Genomic DNA, 19,100 nt, shown 5'->3' with positions numbered 1-19,100 from the left:
GAGGATTGGCTATTAAGCCAGTGAAAAAAGAGTCGAGGCACGAAGCGCGCTGGCAACCGCTTTGCCCTCCTGTTATTGTTCCCGATAGCGAAAGCGGTAATGATACCGTCATGATTTTCAACAGGAGCCAAACATGTTTACTGGTATTGTTCAGGGAACCGCGAAAGTGGTCTCCATTGATGATAAACCCAATTTTCGCACTCACGTGGTTGAGTTACCGGCACATATGCTGGAGGGGCTGGAAACCGGCGCCTCGGTAGCCAACAACGGCTGCTGCCTGACGGTGACCGAAATCAACGGCGCGCGCATCAGCTTCGATCTGATGAAAGAGACGCTGCGGATTACCAATCTTGGCGATATTCAGGTCGGCGATGAAGTGAACGTCGAGCGAGCGGCGAAATTTAGTGATGAAATCGGCGGGCATTTAATGTCCGGCCACATTATGACCACCGCGGAAATCGTGAAGATTCTGACTTCCGAAAATAACCGTCAGATCTGGTTTAAAGTGCAGGATCCAACGCTGATGAAATACATCCTCTATAAAGGATTCATCGGTATTGACGGCATTAGTCTGACGGTGGGTGAGGTGACGGCGACCCGTTTCTGCGTGCATCTTATTCCGGAGACGCTGCAGCGGACCACCCTGGGAGCGAAAAAACTGGGCGATCGCGTCAATATTGAGATTGATCCGCAGACCCAGGCGGTTGTCGATACGGTCGAACGCGTGCTGGCCGCGAAAGAGATGGCGGCTAAGGTCAATGAAGCCTGAAAAAAAATCCCCCGCCGATAAGCGGGGGAGTGTTATTTAACGGGCGACGCGCAGTCCATGTTCAATACCGCGCGAGAACACCACCTGCCAGAGCTGAATGTCGCGGGCGCGGAAGGCGCCGGCGCAGGCGTTCAGATAATAGGTAAACATGCGTTTGAAACGCTCAGAATAGTTATCGGCAATTTCCGGCCAGCTGGCGAGGAAACGCTCATACCAGGCCATCAGGGTCGTGTCGTAATCGGCGCCGAAGTTGTGCCAGTCTTCCATCACAAAATGCTTCTCGCTGGCTTCGGCAATGTGACGCACGGAAGGCAGGCAGCCGTTCGGGAAGATATATTTATCGATCCACGGGTCAACGTTATGGTCGGTGACCTTGGAGCCAATGGTGTGCAGTAAAAAGCGGCCGTTGGGTTTCAAATTACGGTCGGCAACCTCAAAGTAGGTAGCGTAATTTTTCGGCCCCACGTGCTCAAACATGCCAACGGAGACGATGCGGTCAAAGCTGTCGTGCAGATCGCGATAATCCTGGAGACGAATCTCTACATCGAGATCGGCGCAGCGCGCCTGGGCCATTTTTTGCTGTTCGGCGGAGATAGTGACGCCGACGACGCTGACCTGATAATTTCGCGCCATATATTCGGCGAGACCGCCCCATCCACAGCCAATATCCAATACCCGCATGCCTGGCTCCAGCTCCAGTTTGCGGCAGATGAGATCCAGCTTAGCCTGCTGGGCGGCCTCGAGGCTCTGCGCCTCTTTCCAGTAACCGCAGGAATACTGCATATAGGGATCAAGCATCCGGCTGAAGAGATCGTTGCCGAGGTCGTAGTGCTCTTTACCGACAATCCAGGCACGTTTTTTACTTTGTAGATTAAACAGACGAGCGCCTGCGATGCGGAGTGTGTCTTTGAAATGGTGTGGGAGCTGCTTTTCCAACCCGGCGCGTAACACCTTGTGGAAGAATATATCCAGACGCTCGCATTCCCACCAGCCGTCCATATAGCTTTCGCCTAAACCCAGCGAACCTTCCTGCAAAACCCGTTTAAAAAAGAGAGGATTTTTAACCCGCAGGTCGGACGGCGCGGAGCCATTGATTTCAATTCCCGCACGGCCTAATAATTCAGCTGCAATCCGGTACCAGTCATCATTTGGTACACTTACTTCTTCTATACACGATGAACTCATAGCTTCTCCATCACGCCCAAGTGATCAGAACCTTAAAACAGCGTAGACGCTTTTTTGGCTTTGTGAGAAATCTCACGGATAATCCGTGAAGTCGCTATCCGACGTAAACAGAGGAAGGGAGATAACCCTTGCCGAAAGGCCTTCCATGGTGAAACGGAGGCATCCTGCATCCGTTAATCTGTAACTATTTTCTATTTATGTGAACCCGGATCCAGTATAGGACGCTAAGTACTGGCTTTCAATAAAAATTTCTTAGCATGCTAACGACTGGTCCGGGCCCTGGCGACGGGCATTACGCGTGGGAAGAGTGGGGTGTCAGCTCCGGCGTCTGCTGCAGGCGATAGCCTATTCCGGCTAAGCCAATCGAAACCAGCATTACGCTGGTGGTGGTCAGCAGCGGCGTGGCGATCAGCGCGGATACCAGCAGACTGGTCAGGAAGCACAGGCCAAGCTGCAGGGTATTTTGCAGCGCCGCCGCGCGGCCGGTCGCCTGCGGAAAAGGCTTCAGCGCCTGAGCAACCACGATGGGGTAGATCCCGCCGTTGACCACCGCCATCATGCAGAACGGGATCATTAACGCCACCAGCGAGGCATGGGTTTGCAGGCCCACCAGCCAGGTGGCGGCTACGCTGACGGCAAAAATCACCAGCAGCCACGGCAGCATCTGTTGACCGGACCATTTCTGCAGCAGCGCGCGACAGCCATAGCCTCCCACCAGAAAGGCGATGGTCTGCGGAATATAGCTCAGGCCGATAGCGGTTGGGCCATAGCCCATTTCATGCAGGATAAAAGGTGAACCGGTAAGCCAGGCGAAGAAGCTGGCGGAACAGGCGGCGTAGATCAGGACGTTGCCGCTGTATTCCCGGGAGCGCAGCAGCGCGAGAAAGGTGATCTTTTGCTGCGTCACTACTACTGACTTCGCGGCTGCCTTCAGGCGCAGGGCAGGCAGCATCAGCAGCAGAGTGATGGCGAACAGGGTGGCGAAGATGGCTTGCCACTCGAAGTGCACCAGCAGCCAGCTGCCCAGCAGCGGGGCCAGCGCCGGCGACAGTCCTACCAGCGGCATAATGGTGGCGAAGATGCGGTTCGTGCGCTGGGCAGGATAGTAATCGGCGACCATTGCCTGCCAGGTAACGGCCGCGGCACAGACGCCAATCGCCTGCAGAAAGCGCAGCGCCAGCATCAGGGTGGCGTTGTGCACCCACAGCATCCCCAGACAGCCGGCCGCGAAAATCGCCAGGCCGCTCAGCAGCACCGGTTTACGTCCATAGCGGTCCGACAGCGGTCCCCAGAACAGCTGGCCCAGCGCGAAGCCGGCGAGGAACAGGCTCAGGCTGGCGCTAATGGAGGCGGCGGAGGTGTTGAGATCCTGCTGCATGGCGGCAAACGCCGGCAGGTACATATCGGTGGCCAGAAAGCCCAGCACGCTCAGGCCGGCCAGCCAGACTAAAAATCCTTTCCCGGGTTGTGACATAACGTTCTCATAGTTGGTGTACAGGTACGATGCCGCAGAGTGTAGGGAGTGCATTGTGGCTTGTGAAACGCTAATATTTGTCACATGCATTCAAAAATTTTGCAGGCAGAAAATGTGGTCTGAATACTCTCTGGAAGTGGTTGATGCCGTCGCCCGTAACGGCAGCTTCAGCGCGGCCGCGCAGGAGCTTCACCGGGTGCCTTCCGCGGTCAGCTATACCGTGCGTCAGCTCGAAGAGTGGCTCGCCGTTCCCTTATTTGAGCGTCGCCATCGTGATGTGGAGTTGACCCCCGCCGGGGTCTGGTTTTTACAGGAAGGGCGCTCTGTTATCAAAAAAATGCAGATCACCCGCCAGCAGTGTCAGCAAATTGCGAACGGCTGGCGCGGACAGTTGTCGATCGCAGTGGATGATATTGTGAAACCGGCGCGGATGCGTCAGATGATCGTCGATTTCTATCGCCATTTTCCCGACGTCGAACTGATCGTCTTTCAAGAAGTATTCAATGGTGTATGGGATGCGCTGGCCGACGGCCGCGTTGAGCTGGCGATTGGCGCAACGCGATCTATTCCGGTCGGCGGTCGCTATGCGTTCCGCGATATGGGGATGCTGAGCTGGGACTGCGTGGTGGCGAGCGATCATCCGCTGGCGAAGATGGATGGACCCCTGAGCGACGACGTCCTGCGTAACTGGCCGTCGCTGGTGCGGGAGGATACCTCGCGCTCGTTGCCTAAACGGACAACATGGTTGCTGGATAACCAGAAGAGGGTAGTCGTCCCTGACTGGGAATCATCAGCAACCTGTTTGTCGGCAGGACTCTGCGTCGGCATGGTGCCGAGCCATTTCGCCCGTCCATGGATAGATCGCGGCGAGTGGACTGCGCTGGCGCTGGAAAATCCGTTCCCGGATGCCGCCTGCTGCCTGACGTGGCAGCAGAACGATGCCTCACCGGCGCTGAACTGGATGCTTGACTATCTGGGGGACAGCGACACGCTGAATCGGGAGTGGCTGCGGGCGCCGGAGAGATCCGCGCCCGCCAGATGCCTTAACGACGATAATCGACAAACGGGCCATCCGCTACCGAGCGGCGCTCAACCAGACGGGGGTGCACTTCGATAGACTGCGACTCTACACGCTTGTTGACGATACGATCCAACAGCATGTTAAATGCGGCCTCGCCCAGGGAATCTTTCGGCTGATGAATGGTGGTTAACGCCGGGCTGAAATAGCGGGCGTTGCGCACATTATCATAACCGATCAGCGAAATGTCCTGCGGCACCCGCAGTCCCATTTCATCCGCCGCGCAGATAGCGCCCATCGCCATGATATCGCCGCCGCAGAAGACCGCCGTCGGGCGGTGCTGCTGGTTTAGGATCTGCTGCATTGCGCGGTAGCCGGACTCCGGCTCGAAGTCGCCCTGCACAATCCAGTTTTCCGGCACGCTGATATGCGCCTCTTTCATCGCCTGCATGAAGCCGGCCAGTCGCCCCGCGCCGGTGTTGCGTTCCAGCGGACCCGGGATCACGCCGATTTCGCGATGGCCGCGTTCAATCAGGTAGCGTCCGGCGATATAGCCGCCCTGGAAGGCGTTATCGATCACCGCATCGGTGAAGTCGGCTTTCGCCTCGCCCCAGTCCATCACCACCATCGGGATATGGCGGTACTCTTCCAGCATGCTCAATACCGAATCCGGATACTCGGAACACATCACCAGCAGACCGTCTACGCGCTTTTGCGCCATCATCGACAGATAGGCGCGCTGTTTTTCCAGATCGTTCCACGCGTTACCGAGGATCAGAGTATAGCCCTTCTGGAAGCAGCTCTTTTCAACGGACTCAATAATTTCAGCGAAATAGGCGGCTTCGCTACTGGTCGCCAGCAGGCCAATCGATTTGGTGTGATTGACTTTCAGGCTGCGCGCCACGGCGCTCGGCGAGTAGTGCAGCTCTTTGATCGCCGCCCATACCGCATTACGCGTCTCTTCGGCAACGAAACGGGTTTTGTTAATTACATGTGACACAGTTGTAGTGGAAACGTTTGCGCGTTTCGCTACATCTTTAATAGTTGCCATTACATCTCACTCCATGCCTTGACCTGATCGCCTGATCATCGATACGTAAACGTTTGCCTACACACACCCTGAATACAATTTTCAACATTGCATCACGTCGGGAAAACGACACAGAACGACAGGAAGGGGTCAATGGCCGATACGCTTTTAAATTAGCGTGGGATTTTGTCCGATCTTGGGGCAAAGTGGAAGAGCAAAAATGTGCATCGCCCTAAATCCCGGAAGATTTTTGCGATTTTTTGTGCAAAAATGAGCAAGCTCACTTTTGGTGTGGGGATAACAAGAGGGAAAAATGATGGATACCAATTTAAAGTTTTCGCTGATCACCACGATTATTGCTCTCGGCGTGATTGTCGCTTTCAGCCTGACCGCCATACTGCACTAATGTTTCGCTGAGGGAGGAGCGCCGCTTCCTCCCCATATCCCGCCATTATTATCAATTCTGCAAAAATCTTTTGTCATTTCGTTCACTTTTGTTTTTTTGTGATTGATGTCATGCTTTTGACTTCTGATGTTACGCCGTCCTCTCTGACGGTCTGATGGAGTCATTGAATGAAAATCAACTTTCCTTTACTTGCGCTGGCGATCGGCGCCTTTGGCATCGGTACCACCGAGTTCTCCCCGATGGGATTGCTGCCGGTGATTGCGAAAGGTGTGGACGTCTCGATACCGGTAGCGGGAATGCTGATCAGTGCATATGCCATCGGCGTCATGGTCGGCGCACCGCTGATGACGCTGCTATTGTCGCATCGCGCACGGCGCAATGCGCTGATTTTTCTGATGGGGATCTTCACCGTCGGCAACCTGTTGTCATCCATCGCGCCGGATTACACCACGCTGCTGCTGTCGCGCATTATTACCAGCCTCAACCACGGCGCTTTTTTCGGCCTGGGATCGGTGGTGGCGGCCAGCGTCGTGCCAAAGCATAAGCAGGCCAGCGCGGTAGCCACTATGTTTATGGGCCTGACCATCGCCAACATTGGCGGCGTGCCGGCGGCCACCTGGCTTGGCGAAACCATCGGTTGGCGGATGTCCTTCCTTGCTACTGCGGGATTAGGCCTGCTGGCGATGGTTAGCCTGTGGTTCTCCCTGCCGAAGGGCAGCGCGGGGGAACGTCCTGATGTCAAAAAAGAGCTTTCTGTCCTGCTGCGCCCGCAGGTGCTCTCCGCGTTGCTGACCACCGTGCTGGGCGCCGGGGCGATGTTTACGCTGTATACCTACATTTCGCCAGTGCTCAATACGCTGACCCACGCTTCATCGCTGTTTATAACCGCGATGCTGGTGCTGATTGGCGTCGGTTTTTCGCTAGGCAACTATCTGGGCGGCAAATTTGCTGACCGGTCGGTCTCCGGCACGCTGAAGGGCTTTCTGCTGCTGCTGATGGCGATCATGCTGGCGATCCCGCTGCTGGCGCAATCCCAGGCCGGGGCGGCCATCAGCATGATTGTCTGGGGCGCAGCAACCTTTGCGGTGGTTCCGCCGCTGCAGATGCGGGTTATGCGCGTAGCGCATGAGGCGCCGGGGCTCTCTTCTTCGGTGAATATCGGCGCGTTCAACCTCGGCAACGCGCTGGGCGCCGCCGTCGGTGGGGCGGTGATCTCTGGCGGACTGGGATATGCGTTTGTGCCGGTGATGGGCGCAATTATCGCTGGTCTGGCGCTGCTGCTGGTCTGGTTTAGCGGGCGAGCGCAGCCGGAAGAGGCTTTCGCCAGCCAGTAATCATCGGCTGGGCAAGGGCAAAAAAAAAACCGCAGCCGGGGAGACCCCGCTGCGGTTTGTCGTTTATGCCGCGAGGTTAGCCGCAACAAACTTCCAGTTTACCAGCGCCCAGAAGTGGTCCAGGTAGCTTGGACGGGCGTTGCGGTAGTCGATGTAGTAGGCGTGTTCCCAAACGTCAACGGTCAGCAGCGGCTTCGCGTCGGTGGTCAGCGGGGTGCCGGCGTTGCTGGTGGAGACGATAGCCAGGCTGCCGTCGGCATTTTTGACCAGCCAGGTCCAGCCAGCGCCGAAGTTTTTCGCCGCGGCATCGGTAAATTTGGCTTTAAAATCGGCGAAGCTGCCGAAAGATTTGGCGATTGCGGCCGCCAGTTCGCCTTCCGGTTCGCCGCCGGCGTTAGGCGCCAGGCAGTTCCAGTAGAAGGTGTGGTTCCAGACCTGCGCTGCGTTGTTGAATACGTCGCCTTCAGAAGTGCGGACGATCTCTTCGAGGGACTTGCCTTCGAACGCAGTGCCTTTGATCAGGTTGTTGAGGTTAGTGACATACGCCTGGTGGTGTTTACCGTAGTGATATTCCAGGGTTTCTGCGGAAATGTGCGGCGCCAGGGCGTCTTTTGCATATGGTAATGCAGGTAATTCAAACGACATTGCTACTCTCCTTATAACTTTTTGTTTTATCTCACATTGACAGGATGAGGTTTTCACCTGAATCGTGTTCTGACCGCCCGACGCTGTCGCGTCCCGGGCGTGTTATTGTATTGAGAATGTTAACATTTGCCGCAAGCAGTGAAAAGCCTTACAACGATAAAGGCTATTATCACTGGTGCATGTGGTGAAGGCTTAACCGTTTTCTGCAGGAGTGGGCAATAAGCCGCCAAAATTGTTGCAACCATGTATAAGGAGATGCCCTCTGCGGATTTGCGAACTCGCATAGCGATTAACTACTCTGCTTCGCCGCTGTCACGCAATGCGCTGGACAAAAAATAAAACTTTAATATCAAACGATTAATAAAAATATGCGCTCAGGCAATCGTCGCTATGCCAATAATTCATTGTCTATTTTTTAATTTGTATGACAAATATAGCCGCCAGCAGTAATTTCCCCAGGATGACGACGATGGCAAAAACAGATGAGGTGGTGAGCGCGAAAATGATCCCGGTGGTGCAGGGGATTGTTGACTGGATCGAAGCACATATTTTCGACACCCTGTCGGTGAGCGCGATTGCGAAAAAGTCCGGCTACTCACACTGGTACTTCCAGCGACAATTCGCCATGGTAACGGGCTGCACGCTGGCGAGCTACGTCAGCCGACGAAAGATGACGATTGCGACAATCTATTTAACGCAGACGCAGGCGTCGATACAGAGTATTTCTCAGTGCCTGGGATACGAGGGACAAGCCGCTTTCTGCCGGACCTTTCACCGTCACTTTGGCATGTCGCCGACCCGCTATCGTCGTGATACGCCGGGCAAAGAGAGCAATATGCAATATCCCTTGCGGGTGGGGATGGAGATCGAGCAGGAGAGGCGGTCTGCCGCCGCAGCGGCAGCCCGGGATCAGCGAATGGTTTTCGGCGTCATGACGCGACGAGCGCCGACATAATGGCGAACCCAGTAATCCTCGCTCAGGGAGGTGATTTGAATATCACGACCTGTGCGCGGCGACTGAATGAATTTTCCGTTGCCGACGTAGACGCCGACATGGTCGGCAGCGCCCCGTCCGCGGGTGCGGAAGAAGACTAAATCGCCGCTCTGCAGTTCATCACGATCCACCGGACGCGCATCGCGCAGGTGGTACATTTCGTTGGCCGTACGCGGGATGTGGATCTTGACCAGGTCCTTATAGGCGTAATAGACCAGCCCGCTGCAGTCAAACCCGGTGCGCGGCGAGGTGCCGCCCCAGCGATAGGGTTTACCCAACTGGCCCATCAGTTTGTTCATCGCGGTACTTTGCGCTTTTTGCACCCGGACCTTGTGGGCATCGGCGATCGTTAAATTCGCTCCGCTGGCCTCGGGCTTACAGCGTTTTTTATAGCCCTTGCGCACCACGCACTTGCTTTTGACGCTGTTTAGCGCCAGGGTCGGCTCGGCGCTGGCGGCGACCGTTTTCGCGCACTGCTTTTTATAACCTTTACGCAGCACGCATTTTTTCGTCGCGCCGGCGGCCTGACGATGAAGTGCGGTTTGGCTTGCTGCGGTAGTGCGGGTAGGGAGCCGGGTGCGCGAGGACTTTTTACTGGTGGTTTTAGCGGTGGTTTTAGTTTTTTGACTGGTTGCTTTTTTCTTGCGCTCTGAGCCACTTTTCGCGGGCAACGCTTTTGGCGAAGCGGAGGCGTGCGTATGCCCTGATGCCTGAGCCAGTGGCGTGAATGAGATAGACGTGAACAGTAATGCACAGAGCGATATCGCGATTTTGTTTAGCCGCGCCACTGAGCAATCCCCTGATTAATTACAGACATGTACAAATGCCTGACGATGAATGACAAACCGGAATGATTCTAAAGCATAAAAAGCCGGAAAGTTAATATTCTTTTGTATCAAAAATGTCGATTGGTTAACGATTGCAAGAAAACGCGTCAGACATTGACGGCCTCGCACAGAAAATGCGCAATGAGCGCCCGCCTGCGACCGCAAAATGATATTTTTAAGGCAACTTCGCGCAACAGAAGATAAAATATGAATAGTGAAAAAAATGTTATTATCCGTCCTGCCTACAGGACGCTACAATGACAAGTTACTGCCGTAGAAAGAAGTTTAAGGAAGCACGACAATGAGCTCGACTTTAGAAAAGATCCAACGCCAAATCGCTGAAAACCCGATCCTGTTGTACATGAAAGGGTCGCCGAAGCTGCCAAGCTGCGGTTTCTCTGCCCAGGCCGTTCAGGCGCTGTCCGCCTGTGGCGAACGTTTTGCTTACGTTGATATTCTGCAGAACCCGGATATCCGCGCCGAGCTGCCTAAATACGCCAACTGGCCGACTTTCCCGCAGCTGTGGGTAGACGGTGAACTGGTGGGCGGCTGCGATATCGTCATCGAAATGTACCAGCGCGGTGAACTGCAGCAGCTGATCAAAGAGACGGCGGCAAAGTACCATACCGACGAGCCAAAAGCGGAGTAATTCCCGCCATCAGTAAAAAAGCGACTTCCTGGAAGTCGCTTTTTTTATCACTCCGGGGTGGCCACTGGCAGCGGCCAGCCGCCCAGACGCTTCCAGCGGTTCACGATCTCGCAAAACAGCTGCGCCGTCTGCTCGGTATCATACAGGGCGGAGTGAGCCTGCGCGCCGTCGAACGGCATACCCGCGGCAATACAGGCTTTCGACAGCACCGTCTGGCCCAGCGCCAACCCGCTTAGCGCGGCGGTGTCGAAGGTAACAAACGGATGGAAAGGGTTGCGTTTAAGTCCCGCGCGTTCGGCGGCGGTCATGGTGAAGCTGTGGTCAAAGGTGGCATTGTGCGCCACCATGATTGCCCGGCTGCAGTCGCTCTCTTTCATCCCTTTGCGCACCATTTTGAAGATGGCATGCAGGGCATCGTATTCGCTGACGGCCCCGCGCTGCGGGTCATGCGGGTTAATCCCGTTAAAAGCCAGCGCTTCGGGCTGCAGATTGGCGCCCTCGAAAGGTTCAACATGGAAATGCAGCGTTTCATCGGGCATCAGCCAGCCGTGCTCATCCATCTTCAACGTAATGGCGGCGATCTCCAGCAGGGCGTCGGTTTTGGCGTTAAATCCTGCGGTTTCAACATCGATCACCACCGGATAAAAACCGCGGAAACGGTCGCACAGACCATTCAGTTGAGCGTTCTCGGACATCAGATTCTCTTAGCTGGAAAAAAGTAGCGCGCATTATGGCAAATTTTGCCGCGGCTTGCAGCAGGCAGGGGTGAAAACAACGGGCACCGTAGCGCCCGGGCGAGCCATGGCATTAAATATGCCAGCGTGGGGAAGCGTTAGTTGCCCAGACCTTTGCCGGCATCTTTCTCTTCAATGAGCTCGATTTTGTAACCGTCCGGATCTTCCACGAAGGCGATGACGGTGGTGCCGCCTTTTACCGGCCCGGCTTCACGGGTGACGTTGCCCCCGTTCTGACGGATCCGTTCGCAGGCTTCGGCGGCGTTATCGACGCTCAGCGCGATATGGCCGTAGGCGGTGCCCAGCTCATAGCTGTCCACGCCCCAGTTGTAGGTCAGTTCGATCACCGCGGTTTCGCTCTCTTCGCCGTAGCCGACAAAGGCGAGGGAGTACTTGTACTCCGGGTTTTCGCTGGTGCGCAGCAGCTTCATGCCCAACACGTTGGTATAGAAGTCGATAGAACGTTGCAGGTCGCCAACGCGCAGCATGGTGTGGAGTAAGCGCATAATGTCCCCTATGCAGTTTATTTGATAGATCAGAACGTTGAGTATAGCGGCGATACGTCGCCGCTATCAATGGAGGGATTACAGAGTCGGGTAATCGGTGTAGCCTTCCGCGCCGCCGCCGTAGAAGGATTCCGGGCGTTGCGGGTTAAGCGGCGCTTTTTTCTGCAGGCGAGCCACCAGATCCGGGTTGGCGATGTAATCGCGGCCAAAGGCCACGGCATCAATCAGCCCTTTATTGATAAGATCGTTGGCTTTTTCTACTGTGTAAGCGCCAGCGCCAATGATCACCCCCGGGAAGCGGTCGCGGACTTTCTGACGGAAAGCTTCACTGTAAGGTTTGCCGCCCGCCCAGTCCGGCTCGGACATGTGCAGATAGGCGATACCGCGTTTCGCCAGCTCGCTAATCAGATACAGCGCGTCTTCTTCTTCGTTCGGGCCATTATCCACATTCTGGAAGCTGCCAATCGGCGACACGCGGATGCCAATGCGCTCGGCGCTCCACTCTTGACTCACGGCGTCAACCACTTCCAGCACCAGACGGGCACGGTTCTCCACGCTGCCGCCGTACTGATCGGTACGCTGGTTCGCCGATGGCGAGAGGAACTGGTGCAGCAGATAGCCGTGGGCTGAGTGCAGCTCAACCAGATCGAAGCCGGCGTCACGGGCATTGCCGACCGCCTGACGGAAATCGTTGACGATCCCTGGGATCTCTGCGGTTTCCAGGGCGCGGGGCATTGAGGTGTCGACGCGGATGGCGTGGCCGTTTTCGTCACGCAGTGAGGTACGGGTGCCCGCGCTCAGCGCGGAAGGCGCTACCGGGGCGGCGCCGCCAGGCTGCAGGCTGCTATGGGAAATTCGGCCTGTGTGCCACAGCTGGACGGCGATATGACCATTTTCGGCATGAACGCCGGCGGTGATTTTCTGCCAGGCGGCAATCTGCTCCGGGCTGTGCAGCCCAGGCGCGCCGGCGTAGCCTTTGGCCTGCGCGGAGATCTGCGTCGCTTCGGTGATGATCAGCCCGGAACTGGCGCGCTGGCGGTAGTATTCACCCATCAGCGGAGTAGGGATATCGCCCGGCTCAATGCTGCGCAGACGCGTCAACGGCGCCATAAATACGCGATTAGGGACGGTGACCGCACCGACTTTCAGTGGGCTGAATAATTTTGCTTCCGACATAGTGACTCCTGAGTAGACCGGTCGTCTAGTAACTGATGAAATAAAAACGCCTGTTATACCGCAGGCGCCGCAATAATCTGTTTGGCGTGGGCAAGGGCGCTTTCCAGCGGCGTTGCGCTACGCGTAATTTTGGCCTGCAGGTTGGCCCCGAGCCACAGGGAATACAGCACCTGCGACAGGGTCATGGCCTCGCCGTCAAATGCGAGACTGCCTTCCTGACGTCCTTTCTCCAGCGCGTCGCCCAGCAGGGCGATAATCTGGCTGGCTCCGCGATCCATGGCGGCGCGCATATCTTCCGACAGATCGCAAACCTCCGCGGATAGCTTGACAGTAAGACACCCGCTAATAATCCCCTGCTGGCAGAACTGATTCAGCGTGTGCTGATAGTAGGCCAGCAGGCGATCGCGATAGTTACCGTCGCCATGATCGAAGTGGTCGACCAGGCGCTGCAGATATCCGGTGTAGTGATGTTCAAGCAGCGCGACGCCGAAGGCTTCCTTAGAGCGAAAGTAGTGGTAGAAGGAGCCCTTGGGCACCTCCGCCGTCTTCAGAAGTTCGCTCAAGCCCATTCCGGTAAAACCGCGATGCATGCAAAGCTGCTCGCCGGTGGCCAGGATATGTTCTCGGGTATCGCAATCGCTGTGTCTGTTCATGCTGCACAATGTAGTAGACCGATTGGTCTAATGCAAGCGTCGGCGGAAAAATGTTAGCTGGCGCAGCACGTAGTGAACAAAATTTGCGTCGGCGCGGGGAAACGTCTTCAATGAAAGGAGACGAGGGGACAGGAGGCGTGTGGTGGCAGAGCAGTTAGAATTTTTCCCGGTGCAGAGCCCGTGCCGGGGAATATGTCAGACCGATGAGCGCGGCTACTGTCGCGGCTGTTTCCGCAGCCGTGAGGAACGTTTTAACTGGCAAACGATGAGCGATGCGCAGAAACAGGAGGTTTTGCGTCTTTGCCGCCAACGGCTGCTGCGCAAAATACGCGCGAACAGGCCGGAGCCGGCGGAAGAACCGCAGCAACCCTCACTGTTTTAAGCCAAAAATTACGTATACTCAGAGCACTTTTTTATTGAGGAAGCGGTTATGGTTCAGCGTATTGCTATGGCTCCCCAGGGGCCGGAATTTTCACGTTTTGTGATGGGCTACTGGCGTCTGATGGACTGGAAAATGTCGCCTGGCGAGCTGGTCAGCTTTATTGAGCAGCATCTCGATTTAGGCGTAACCACCGTCGATCACGCCGATATCTATGGCGATTATCAGTGTGAGGCTGCCTTTGGCGAAGCGCTGAAGCGAGCGCCGCATCTGCGTAGCCGGATGGAAATCGTCAGCAAATGCGGTATCGCCACCCGGGCGCGCGCTGAGAACACCATTGGCCACTACATTACCGACCGCGATCACATCGTGCTCAGCGCCGAGCAATCGCTGCGTAATCTGGCGACGGACCATCTCGACTTGCTGCTGATCCACCGGCCGGACCCACTGATGGACGCCGACGAGGTAGCCGAAGCTTTTCTCGCGCTGCATCATAGCGGTAAAGTGCGCCATTTTGGCGTCTCGAACTTTACCCCCGCCCAGTTCACCTTGCTGCAGTCACGTCTGCCGTTTACCCTGGCCACCAACCAGGTCGAAATTTCACCGGTGCATCAGCCGCTGCTGCTCGACGGTACTCTCGATCAGCTGCAGCAACTGCGTATTCGTCCGATGGCGTGGTCTTGTCTTGGCGGTGGTCGCCTGTTTAACGAAGAGGGCTTCCAGGCGCTGCGCGATGAGCTGGCGCAGGTGGCGCACGAGCTTAACGCCGACAGCATCGAACAGGTAGTTTATGCCTGGGTGCTGCGTCTGCCGTCGCAGCCGCTGCCGATTATTGGCTCGGGCAAAATCGAGCGCGTGCGCTCGGCGATTGTGGCTGAAAAACTCAGCATGACCCGTCAGCAGTGGTTCCGCATCCGTAAAGCCGCGCTCGGGTACGACGTACCGTAACGGGCATTTCCCCTCCGGAAAGGCGTTCCTGGTTTACACTTAACAGGGAGACAGCCATCCGGAGGTGTTATGCAACGATGTATTCTCGCGATCTTATCCCTCGCATTTTGCGCTGGCGCACAGGCCGTTAGTGAAGATGTGCAACTTAATCTCGTGACCAACCAGGGCGTCGGTCAGACCATCGGCAGCGTCAAAATCACCGAAACCGACCGCGGACTCGAGTTCGCCCCCACTCTGCGGGCGCTACCGCCGGGCAAGCACGGGTTTCATATTCATGCCGAAGGCAGCTGCCAGCCGGCGATGAAAGAAGGTAAAGCCGTGGCCGCCGGGGCGGCGGGCGGACATTACGATCCGCAGCATACCGGCAAACACGAAGGGCCGTTGGGGGCCGGGCATCTTGGCGACCTGCCCCTGCTGGTGGTCAACGATGCGGGCGTAGCCGACCAGCCGATTATTGCTCCGCGCCTGAAAACGCTGGCGGAGGTGAAAGGGAAAGCGCTGATGGTCCACGTAGGCGGGGATAACATGGCCGACAGTCCGCAGCCGCTGGGTGGCGGCGGCGAACGGTTTGCCTGCGGGGTGATTAAGTAGTTCCTTCGCCAATTGTGCCGGCCACCGGGGCCTGTTCCAGCTGCGACAAGGCGCAGTACAGTCGCCAAATCGCGGCGGCCAGTTCCCGCGCCGCCGGCTGATGATGGTGGTTCAGGGCGTCGCAGATCCGCTGCAGCTCCTGCAGGGTGGAGGCCAGCGGGCGCTGCTGCACGCCGCGCTCGCTCATCACATCGCGTAACAGGTTGATGCACAGGTCGCGCACCTGGGCGAGAGGATCGGAGCGGGTTTCCCATTCGCGAAGCTGCCAAACGACGTGCGAGCAATTGAGCAGCACGACGCCCCAACGCAACAGCCAGCGGCGCGCCAGGGCATCCTTACTCTGGCTGAGCTGACTGACGTGGTGATAGACCAGCGATTCAAATTCATGCTCACTGTGCTGAGGATGACGGCTGAGCTGATCGACAAAGTGACGCCGTAACGCTCTGATATGGCGTCGCCCTTTGCGGGCGTCAGAGCCCGGACTCAGTACCGCAAAGGCCAGCCAGGCAAAGCCCACCCCGACAATCTTGCTCAAATTATCATTGAAAAAGGCCGCATAATCGTACACCGGCGGGTTGGTGACGGCGATAAACGAGCCCATAAAGACGATAAGCTGTCCCCACAGGCCGGCGTATTTGGGCCACTGCAGTTTGAGTAACTGCATGGTGGTCAGGAGCGGGAACAGGAACAGCAGAAACTGCCACAGGTCGGTTACCTGCACCATCAGGCCGAACTTCACCACGAAACTGAATAGCGACAGCAGGACCAGAGTCTGCATCAGCAATGTCAGCGAGCGAAACGGCGAGGCGGATACGGAGTAGAGCACGCAGCAGATGGAGGCCAGGGTCAGGGCCGCCGCGCAGCTGGTCCACTGGGTACTGATCCCCCATGCGCCAATCGCCACCAGCGCGCAAAAGGTACGGACACCGTTGAGCAACGCCTCCGCCTGATCGGTATGGCGGGCTAATGGCGGGGCGGCGGGCACATTGAACTCGGCGATCGCCGAGGCATTTTCAACGCGGCGGATCCAGCGGCTGCTCTCCAGGTAAATGCGACAGAAATAGCGCAATCGCGCCCAGAAAGCGATGTGCCGGTAATCGGCATCCTGCCGCGGCGCCAGCGGCGCCAGGATCCGCGCAACGTGATAGCTGTCGGCATGAGGGGTGGCGAGCTCGGCGAGCAGCGACTCCAGTACCTGGCGAGTGTTCGCCGGCGCGTCAGGCCAGTTCAGCAGCATCCGTCGCAGACTGGAGATGACGCTGGTCATTCTGAGCTGCTGATGCAGGAGGTAGTTCAGCAGAGGATTCTGCCGACGGAAACGGTAGTGGCTCCAGAAGGCCTGGATACGCAGCAGGTTCATGGTCAGGATCTGGCCAATCACGCTCTCATGGGCGGTGCGAATGGCATCCGTCGTCTCCGGCACCCACAGCAGGCTGGCGTGCTCCAGCAGCCGGGCGTGCATGGTTTTCAGGGCCGTCAGCAGGTTGCTGCCGTCGGAGGTGCTTGGCAGGATCATCATCATTAGCCCGCCGCAGAGGATCCCGACGATGACTTCGCAGACGCGCGACTGGGCGATGACCCACAGCTCGTAGCTGTCGCTGATGTTAATCACCGGAAAGGCGATGATGGCGCAGGTATAGCCCGCCAGCTGAAAGGCATAAGCGACGTTGTTGGTGAACAGGGCGCAGGCCCAGGTGCAGAGCGCCAGCCAGCCGGAGATACTGAACAGAAACAGCCAGGGATCGTTGAGTGTATGACCGGCAAGCAGCAGGGCGGCGCAGGCGCCGAGCAGGCTGCCTGCGATGCGGCCAAAACTTTTACTGATCACGCCGCCGACGGTGGGAAAGCTGACCACCGCCGCGGACGTCATCGCCCAGTAGGGCTCATCAAGATCCAGCGCATAGGCGATACTCAGCGCAAGACACATCGCGATGCCGTTGCGCAATGCGTACCGCCACTGCGGCCGGGTGGCTTTAACCCAGGGGAGTGCGCGCCACGACAGGGTCTGCAGGTTCATTACTGCCCGCCAATTGAGACAGTGCAGGTGGTACCGGAGACCAGGGTGACATCGGCCGGCAGCGTATCAAAGGCAATTCGCACCGGAACGCGTTGGGCGAGACGAACCCAGGGGATATTTGGTTTGATGTTGGCCACCAGCCCGGTTCCCTGTTCCACGCTCTGGTCGACAATCGCGCGGCCGATGCTCGCGACATGGCCCTTTAGCGTCTGCTGATTGCTATAGAGAATAATTTGTGCCGGATCGCCGATGCGAATGTGGCGCAGTTTGGTCTCTTCGAAGTAGCCCAGTACGTAAAACGAATGGCTGTCCACCAGGGCAAAGACCGGATGGCCGGTGGTAGCGTAATCACCGACGCGGGTGGAAAGGTTGGTCACCCAGCCATCCACCGGCGCTTTGACAACCGTCTGGCTGAGCTGCCACTGCGCATGTTTCAGCGCCGCTTCGGTTACGCCGACCCCCGCTCTGGCGGCAGCCAGGGTGGTGGTGGCGGTATTCAGGGCGGTATTGACGTTCTCAAGGTCTTCAGCCGAGATGGCATTTTGCGACAGGCTTCGGCGACGGCGAGCCTCGCTGGCGGCCTTGCTTTGCTCCGCCTGCGCTTTCGCCACCTCCGCCTGGGCTTTCGCCAGCTGCGCCTGGGCGTTCAGCACCGCGATGCGATAGGGGGTGTCGTCGATGGTAAACAATACTTCCCCGGCTTTGACCCGTTGGTTATCGGTTACGTTCAACTGCAGAATACTGCCGGAGACCTGAGGGGTGATCCCAACCTGCTCGGCGCGCACTTTGCCGTCGCGGGTCCAGGGTGACTGAGTGTAGAAATTCCATAACAACCATGCGGCAATCAGGGCGACGGCCGCGACCAGCAGCGTTGACAGATATTTTAATCTTTTCATAACAGGGAGATCACCAGGCAATGAGCAATACCAGGGCCAGACAGACCGCGAGCGCGAACAGGGAGAGATCCATTAGTAGCGGGTGCCAGATGTCGCCCGCATACATCCAGTCACGCAGCTGGCGATGTAAAAACAACCAGATAAAGAAACCCAACAAGACGGCTTTGAACAGCGGAGGGAAATAGACGGATGCGCCGAACACCAGGTCCTGCAGCGGCAATCCGGATGTGTTAAGACTCAGTTTCACAAGCAAAAATCCTTTGCCATTACAGGGGTAACCTCAGGACGTGCTACTCTTTAACAGTGTAAATCATTGTTTTGGTTTTTGTTGAATCAAGTAATTCATTTGTTTTGATAATTCAAATGCTGCACACTATTCTAAAATCAGTATAATAACTTAGCAAGCTAATTATAAGGAGATGAAATTGGAATCGCCACTTGGTTCTGATCTGGCACGTTTAGTTCGCGTTTGGCGCGCGCTAATCGACCATCGCCTGAAACCTCTGGAGTTAACGCAGACCCACTGGGTCACGCTGCATAACATCCACCAGCTGCCGCCTGAGCAGTCGCAGATCCAGCTGGCGAAAGCTATCGGTATTGAACAGCCGTCGCTGGTGCGCACGCTCGATCAGCTGGAGGAGAAAGGGCTCATTTCTCGCCAGACCTGCGCAAGCGATCGGCGGGCCAAACGCATCAAGCTGACGGAAAAAGCCGAACCGCTGATCAACGAGATGGAAGAGGTGATAGGTAAGACCCGTGATGAAATCCTCTCAGGGGTCTCGAAGCAGGAAGTGGAAACCTTGCTCCACTTAATCCGTAAACTTGAACAAAATATCCTCGATCTCCAGGCTAAAGATTAATTCTTTGCG

22 protein-coding genes are annotated in these 19,100 nt (G+C 56.8%); 10 read left to right on the top strand and 12 right to left on the bottom strand.

The genetic code is table 11. The features are described from left to right. Window positions 1-133 precede the first annotated feature (133 nt). Window positions 134-769 (top strand): riboflavin synthase, encoded by a 636-nt coding sequence (locus BHE81_RS07715; protein ID WP_002907792.1) that lies wholly within the window; start codon window positions 134-136, stop codon window positions 767-769. 36 nt (window positions 770-805) lie between these two features. Here the strand turns inward: BHE81_RS07715 and cfa are convergent, their stop codons facing one another. Both cfa and punC read right to left on the bottom strand, forming a co-directional pair. Beyond that, window positions 806-1,954, bottom strand: a complete 1,149-nt coding sequence (gene cfa, locus BHE81_RS07710; RefSeq protein WP_002907788.1) for a cyclopropane fatty acyl phospholipid synthase — start codon at window positions 1,952-1,954, stop codon at window positions 806-808. A gap of 292 nt (window positions 1,955-2,246) precedes the next feature. Then, complete coding sequence (punC, locus tag BHE81_RS07705) at window positions 2,247-3,428, bottom strand: purine nucleoside transporter PunC (protein WP_002907785.1); 1,182 nt, start codon at window positions 3,426-3,428, stop codon at window positions 2,247-2,249. Between the two features lie 112 nt (window positions 3,429-3,540). On the opposite strand from punC, the gene punR reads away from it, so the two are divergent. Beyond that, window positions 3,541-4,545, top strand: a complete 1,005-nt coding sequence (gene punR, locus BHE81_RS07700; RefSeq protein WP_023316933.1) for a DNA-binding transcriptional activator PunR — start codon at window positions 3,541-3,543, stop codon at window positions 4,543-4,545. Here the strand turns inward: punR and purR are convergent. Beyond that, window positions 4,472-5,497 (bottom strand): HTH-type transcriptional repressor PurR, encoded by a 1,026-nt coding sequence (gene purR / locus BHE81_RS07695; RefSeq protein ID WP_023342777.1) that lies wholly within the window; start codon window positions 5,495-5,497, stop codon window positions 4,472-4,474. The two genes, punR and purR, sit on opposite strands and share 74 nt — an antisense overlap. 292 nt (window positions 5,498-5,789) lie before the next feature. On the opposite strand from purR, the gene BHE81_RS07690 reads away from it, so the two are divergent. Both BHE81_RS07690 and BHE81_RS07685 read left to right on the top strand, forming a co-directional pair. Then, window positions 5,790-5,882: a YnhF family membrane protein gene (locus BHE81_RS07690; protein ID WP_002907776.1), complete on the top strand. Its 93-nt coding sequence runs from the start codon at window positions 5,790-5,792 to the stop codon at window positions 5,880-5,882. Window positions 5,883-6,049: 167 nt separating this feature from the next. Continuing rightward, the gene (locus BHE81_RS07685) at window positions 6,050-7,216 is read left to right on the top strand and encodes an MFS transporter (protein ID WP_023280184.1); all 1,167 of its coding nucleotides are present in this window, start codon (window positions 6,050-6,052) and stop codon (window positions 7,214-7,216) included. A gap of 63 nt (window positions 7,217-7,279) precedes the next feature. On the opposite strand, the gene sodB is transcribed toward BHE81_RS07685, so the two are convergent. Then, window positions 7,280-7,861, bottom strand: coding sequence for a superoxide dismutase [Fe] (sodB, locus tag BHE81_RS07680; RefSeq protein WP_073545863.1), 582 nt, complete (start codon window positions 7,859-7,861; stop codon window positions 7,280-7,282). Window positions 7,862-8,330: 469 nt separating this feature from the next. Between sodB and BHE81_RS07675 the strand changes: the two genes are divergently transcribed. After that, window positions 8,331-8,816: a helix-turn-helix domain-containing protein gene (locus tag BHE81_RS07675; protein ID WP_023301864.1), complete on the top strand. Its 486-nt coding sequence runs from the start codon at window positions 8,331-8,333 to the stop codon at window positions 8,814-8,816. Here BHE81_RS07675 and BHE81_RS07670 read toward each other — a convergent pair. Beyond that, complete coding sequence (locus BHE81_RS07670) at window positions 8,771-9,643, bottom strand: C40 family peptidase (RefSeq protein ID WP_023301865.1); 873 nt, start codon at window positions 9,641-9,643, stop codon at window positions 8,771-8,773. The two genes, BHE81_RS07675 and BHE81_RS07670, sit on opposite strands and share 46 nt — an antisense overlap. Window positions 9,644-9,983: 340 nt before the next feature. Between BHE81_RS07670 and BHE81_RS07665 the strand changes: the two genes are divergently transcribed. After that, window positions 9,984-10,331 carry a Grx4 family monothiol glutaredoxin gene (locus BHE81_RS07665; protein WP_002907768.1) on the top strand — a complete coding sequence of 116 codons (348 nt, stop codon included), beginning with the start codon at window positions 9,984-9,986 and terminating at the stop codon, window positions 10,329-10,331. A 47-nt stretch (window positions 10,332-10,378) separates the two neighbouring features. Here the strand turns inward: BHE81_RS07665 and rnt are convergent, their stop codons facing one another. From rnt to BHE81_RS07645, 4 genes are all read right to left on the bottom strand, one after another. Continuing rightward, on the bottom strand, window positions 10,379-11,026 hold the full coding sequence (rnt, locus tag BHE81_RS07660; RefSeq protein ID WP_002907766.1) for a ribonuclease T: 648 nt from the start codon (window positions 11,024-11,026) through the stop codon (window positions 10,379-10,381). A 137-nt stretch (window positions 11,027-11,163) separates the two neighbouring features. Beyond that, a complete protein-coding gene (gene gloA, locus BHE81_RS07655; protein WP_002907764.1) occupies window positions 11,164-11,571 on the bottom strand; it encodes a lactoylglutathione lyase in 408 nt (135 codons plus the stop codon). Between the two features lie 78 nt (window positions 11,572-11,649). Then, a complete protein-coding gene (locus tag BHE81_RS07650; RefSeq protein ID WP_002907763.1) occupies window positions 11,650-12,747 on the bottom strand; it encodes an alkene reductase in 1,098 nt (365 codons plus the stop codon). Window positions 12,748-12,800: 53 nt separating this feature from the next. Beyond that, window positions 12,801-13,400, bottom strand: coding sequence for a TetR/AcrR family transcriptional regulator (locus BHE81_RS07645; protein ID WP_004175857.1), 600 nt, complete (start codon window positions 13,398-13,400; stop codon window positions 12,801-12,803). A gap of 139 nt (window positions 13,401-13,539) precedes the next feature. Here BHE81_RS07645 and BHE81_RS07640 point away from each other — a divergent pair, with 139 nt between their 5' ends. The 3 genes from BHE81_RS07640 to sodC all read left to right on the top strand — a co-directional run bounded on the left by BHE81_RS07640 (window position 13,540) and on the right by sodC (window position 15,318). Continuing rightward, entirely contained in the window at window positions 13,540-13,782 is a 243-nt protein-coding gene (locus BHE81_RS07640) for a DUF1289 domain-containing protein (RefSeq protein WP_004189722.1), read from the top strand. A gap of 48 nt (window positions 13,783-13,830) precedes the next feature. After that, the gene (locus BHE81_RS07635) at window positions 13,831-14,727 is read left to right on the top strand and encodes an aldo/keto reductase (RefSeq protein WP_002907760.1); all 897 of its coding nucleotides are present in this window, start codon (window positions 13,831-13,833) and stop codon (window positions 14,725-14,727) included. Window positions 14,728-14,796: 69 nt separating this feature from the next. Then, entirely contained in the window at window positions 14,797-15,318 is a 522-nt protein-coding gene (gene sodC / locus BHE81_RS07630; protein WP_002907759.1) for a superoxide dismutase [Cu-Zn] SodC, read from the top strand. Here sodC and BHE81_RS07625 read toward each other — a convergent pair. Genes BHE81_RS07625 through BHE81_RS07615 form a run of 3 tightly spaced genes read right to left on the bottom strand, consistent with a single transcriptional unit; the run spans window position 15,311 to window position 18,478 of the window. Then, window positions 15,311-17,335 (bottom strand): FUSC family protein, encoded by a 2,025-nt coding sequence (locus BHE81_RS07625; protein WP_002907754.1) that lies wholly within the window; start codon window positions 17,333-17,335, stop codon window positions 15,311-15,313. The two genes, sodC and BHE81_RS07625, sit on opposite strands and share 8 nt — an antisense overlap. Next, window positions 17,335-18,231, bottom strand: a complete 897-nt coding sequence (locus tag BHE81_RS07620) for an HlyD family secretion protein (RefSeq protein WP_004143835.1) — start codon at window positions 18,229-18,231, stop codon at window positions 17,335-17,337. The genes BHE81_RS07625 and BHE81_RS07620 overlap by 1 nt, the downstream gene beginning before the upstream one ends. A gap of 10 nt (window positions 18,232-18,241) precedes the next feature. Continuing rightward, window positions 18,242-18,478, bottom strand: a complete 237-nt coding sequence (locus BHE81_RS07615) for a DUF1656 domain-containing protein (protein ID WP_002907752.1) — start codon at window positions 18,476-18,478, stop codon at window positions 18,242-18,244. Window positions 18,479-18,650: 172 nt separating this feature from the next. On the opposite strand from BHE81_RS07615, the gene slyA reads away from it, so the two are divergent. Then, on the top strand, window positions 18,651-19,091 hold the full coding sequence (gene slyA, locus BHE81_RS07610; RefSeq protein WP_004143833.1) for a transcriptional regulator SlyA: 441 nt from the start codon (window positions 18,651-18,653) through the stop codon (window positions 19,089-19,091). The last annotated feature ends 9 nt before the right edge of the window (window positions 19,092-19,100 follow it).

The sequence above is a fragment of the Klebsiella sp. AqSCr genome, assembly GCF_008452795.1.
Lineage (GTDB): Bacteria > Pseudomonadota > Gammaproteobacteria > Enterobacterales > Enterobacteriaceae > Klebsiella > Klebsiella pneumoniae.
This window is presented reverse-complemented; position numbering and strand designations above follow the sequence as displayed.

What these genes read in the sequence shown, in the direction of transcription:
- punR (WP_023316933.1), top strand. Translation starts at nt 3,541, where the DNA reads ATGTGGTCTGAATACTCTCTGGAAGTGGTTGATGCCGTCGCCCGTAAC.
- BHE81_RS07625 (WP_002907754.1), bottom strand. Translation starts at nt 17,335, where the DNA reads ATGAACCTGCAGACCCTGTCGTGGCGCGCACTCCCCTGGGTTAAAGCC.
- sodC (WP_002907759.1), top strand. Translation starts at nt 14,797, where the DNA reads ATGCAACGATGTATTCTCGCGATCTTATCCCTCGCATTTTGCGCTGGC.
- rnt (WP_002907766.1), bottom strand. Translation starts at nt 11,026, where the DNA reads ATGTCCGAGAACGCTCAACTGAATGGTCTGTGCGACCGTTTCCGCGGT.
- BHE81_RS07665 (WP_002907768.1), top strand. Translation starts at nt 9,984, where the DNA reads ATGAGCTCGACTTTAGAAAAGATCCAACGCCAAATCGCTGAAAACCCG.
- BHE81_RS07620 (WP_004143835.1), bottom strand. Translation starts at nt 18,231, where the DNA reads ATGAAAAGATTAAAATATCTGTCAACGCTGCTGGTCGCGGCCGTCGCC.
- BHE81_RS07650 (WP_002907763.1), bottom strand. Translation starts at nt 12,747, where the DNA reads ATGTCGGAAGCAAAATTATTCAGCCCACTGAAAGTCGGTGCGGTCACC.
- BHE81_RS07675 (WP_023301864.1), top strand. Translation starts at nt 8,331, where the DNA reads ATGGCAAAAACAGATGAGGTGGTGAGCGCGAAAATGATCCCGGTGGTG.
- gloA (WP_002907764.1), bottom strand. Translation starts at nt 11,571, where the DNA reads ATGCGCTTACTCCACACCATGCTGCGCGTTGGCGACCTGCAACGTTCT.
- BHE81_RS07635 (WP_002907760.1), top strand. Translation starts at nt 13,831, where the DNA reads ATGGTTCAGCGTATTGCTATGGCTCCCCAGGGGCCGGAATTTTCACGT.
- BHE81_RS07690 (WP_002907776.1), top strand. Translation starts at nt 5,790, where the DNA reads ATGATGGATACCAATTTAAAGTTTTCGCTGATCACCACGATTATTGCT.
- BHE81_RS07685 (WP_023280184.1), top strand. Translation starts at nt 6,050, where the DNA reads ATGAAAATCAACTTTCCTTTACTTGCGCTGGCGATCGGCGCCTTTGGC.
- punC (WP_002907785.1), bottom strand. Translation starts at nt 3,428, where the DNA reads ATGTCACAACCCGGGAAAGGATTTTTAGTCTGGCTGGCCGGCCTGAGC.
- BHE81_RS07645 (WP_004175857.1), bottom strand. Translation starts at nt 13,400, where the DNA reads ATGAACAGACACAGCGATTGCGATACCCGAGAACATATCCTGGCCACC.
- sodB (WP_073545863.1), bottom strand. Translation starts at nt 7,861, where the DNA reads ATGTCGTTTGAATTACCTGCATTACCATATGCAAAAGACGCCCTGGCG.
- cfa (WP_002907788.1), bottom strand. Translation starts at nt 1,954, where the DNA reads ATGAGTTCATCGTGTATAGAAGAAGTAAGTGTACCAAATGATGACTGG.
- slyA (WP_004143833.1), top strand. Translation starts at nt 18,651, where the DNA reads ATGAAATTGGAATCGCCACTTGGTTCTGATCTGGCACGTTTAGTTCGC.
- purR (WP_023342777.1), bottom strand. Translation starts at nt 5,497, where the DNA reads ATGGCAACTATTAAAGATGTAGCGAAACGCGCAAACGTTTCCACTACA.
- BHE81_RS07715 (WP_002907792.1), top strand. Translation starts at nt 134, where the DNA reads ATGTTTACTGGTATTGTTCAGGGAACCGCGAAAGTGGTCTCCATTGAT.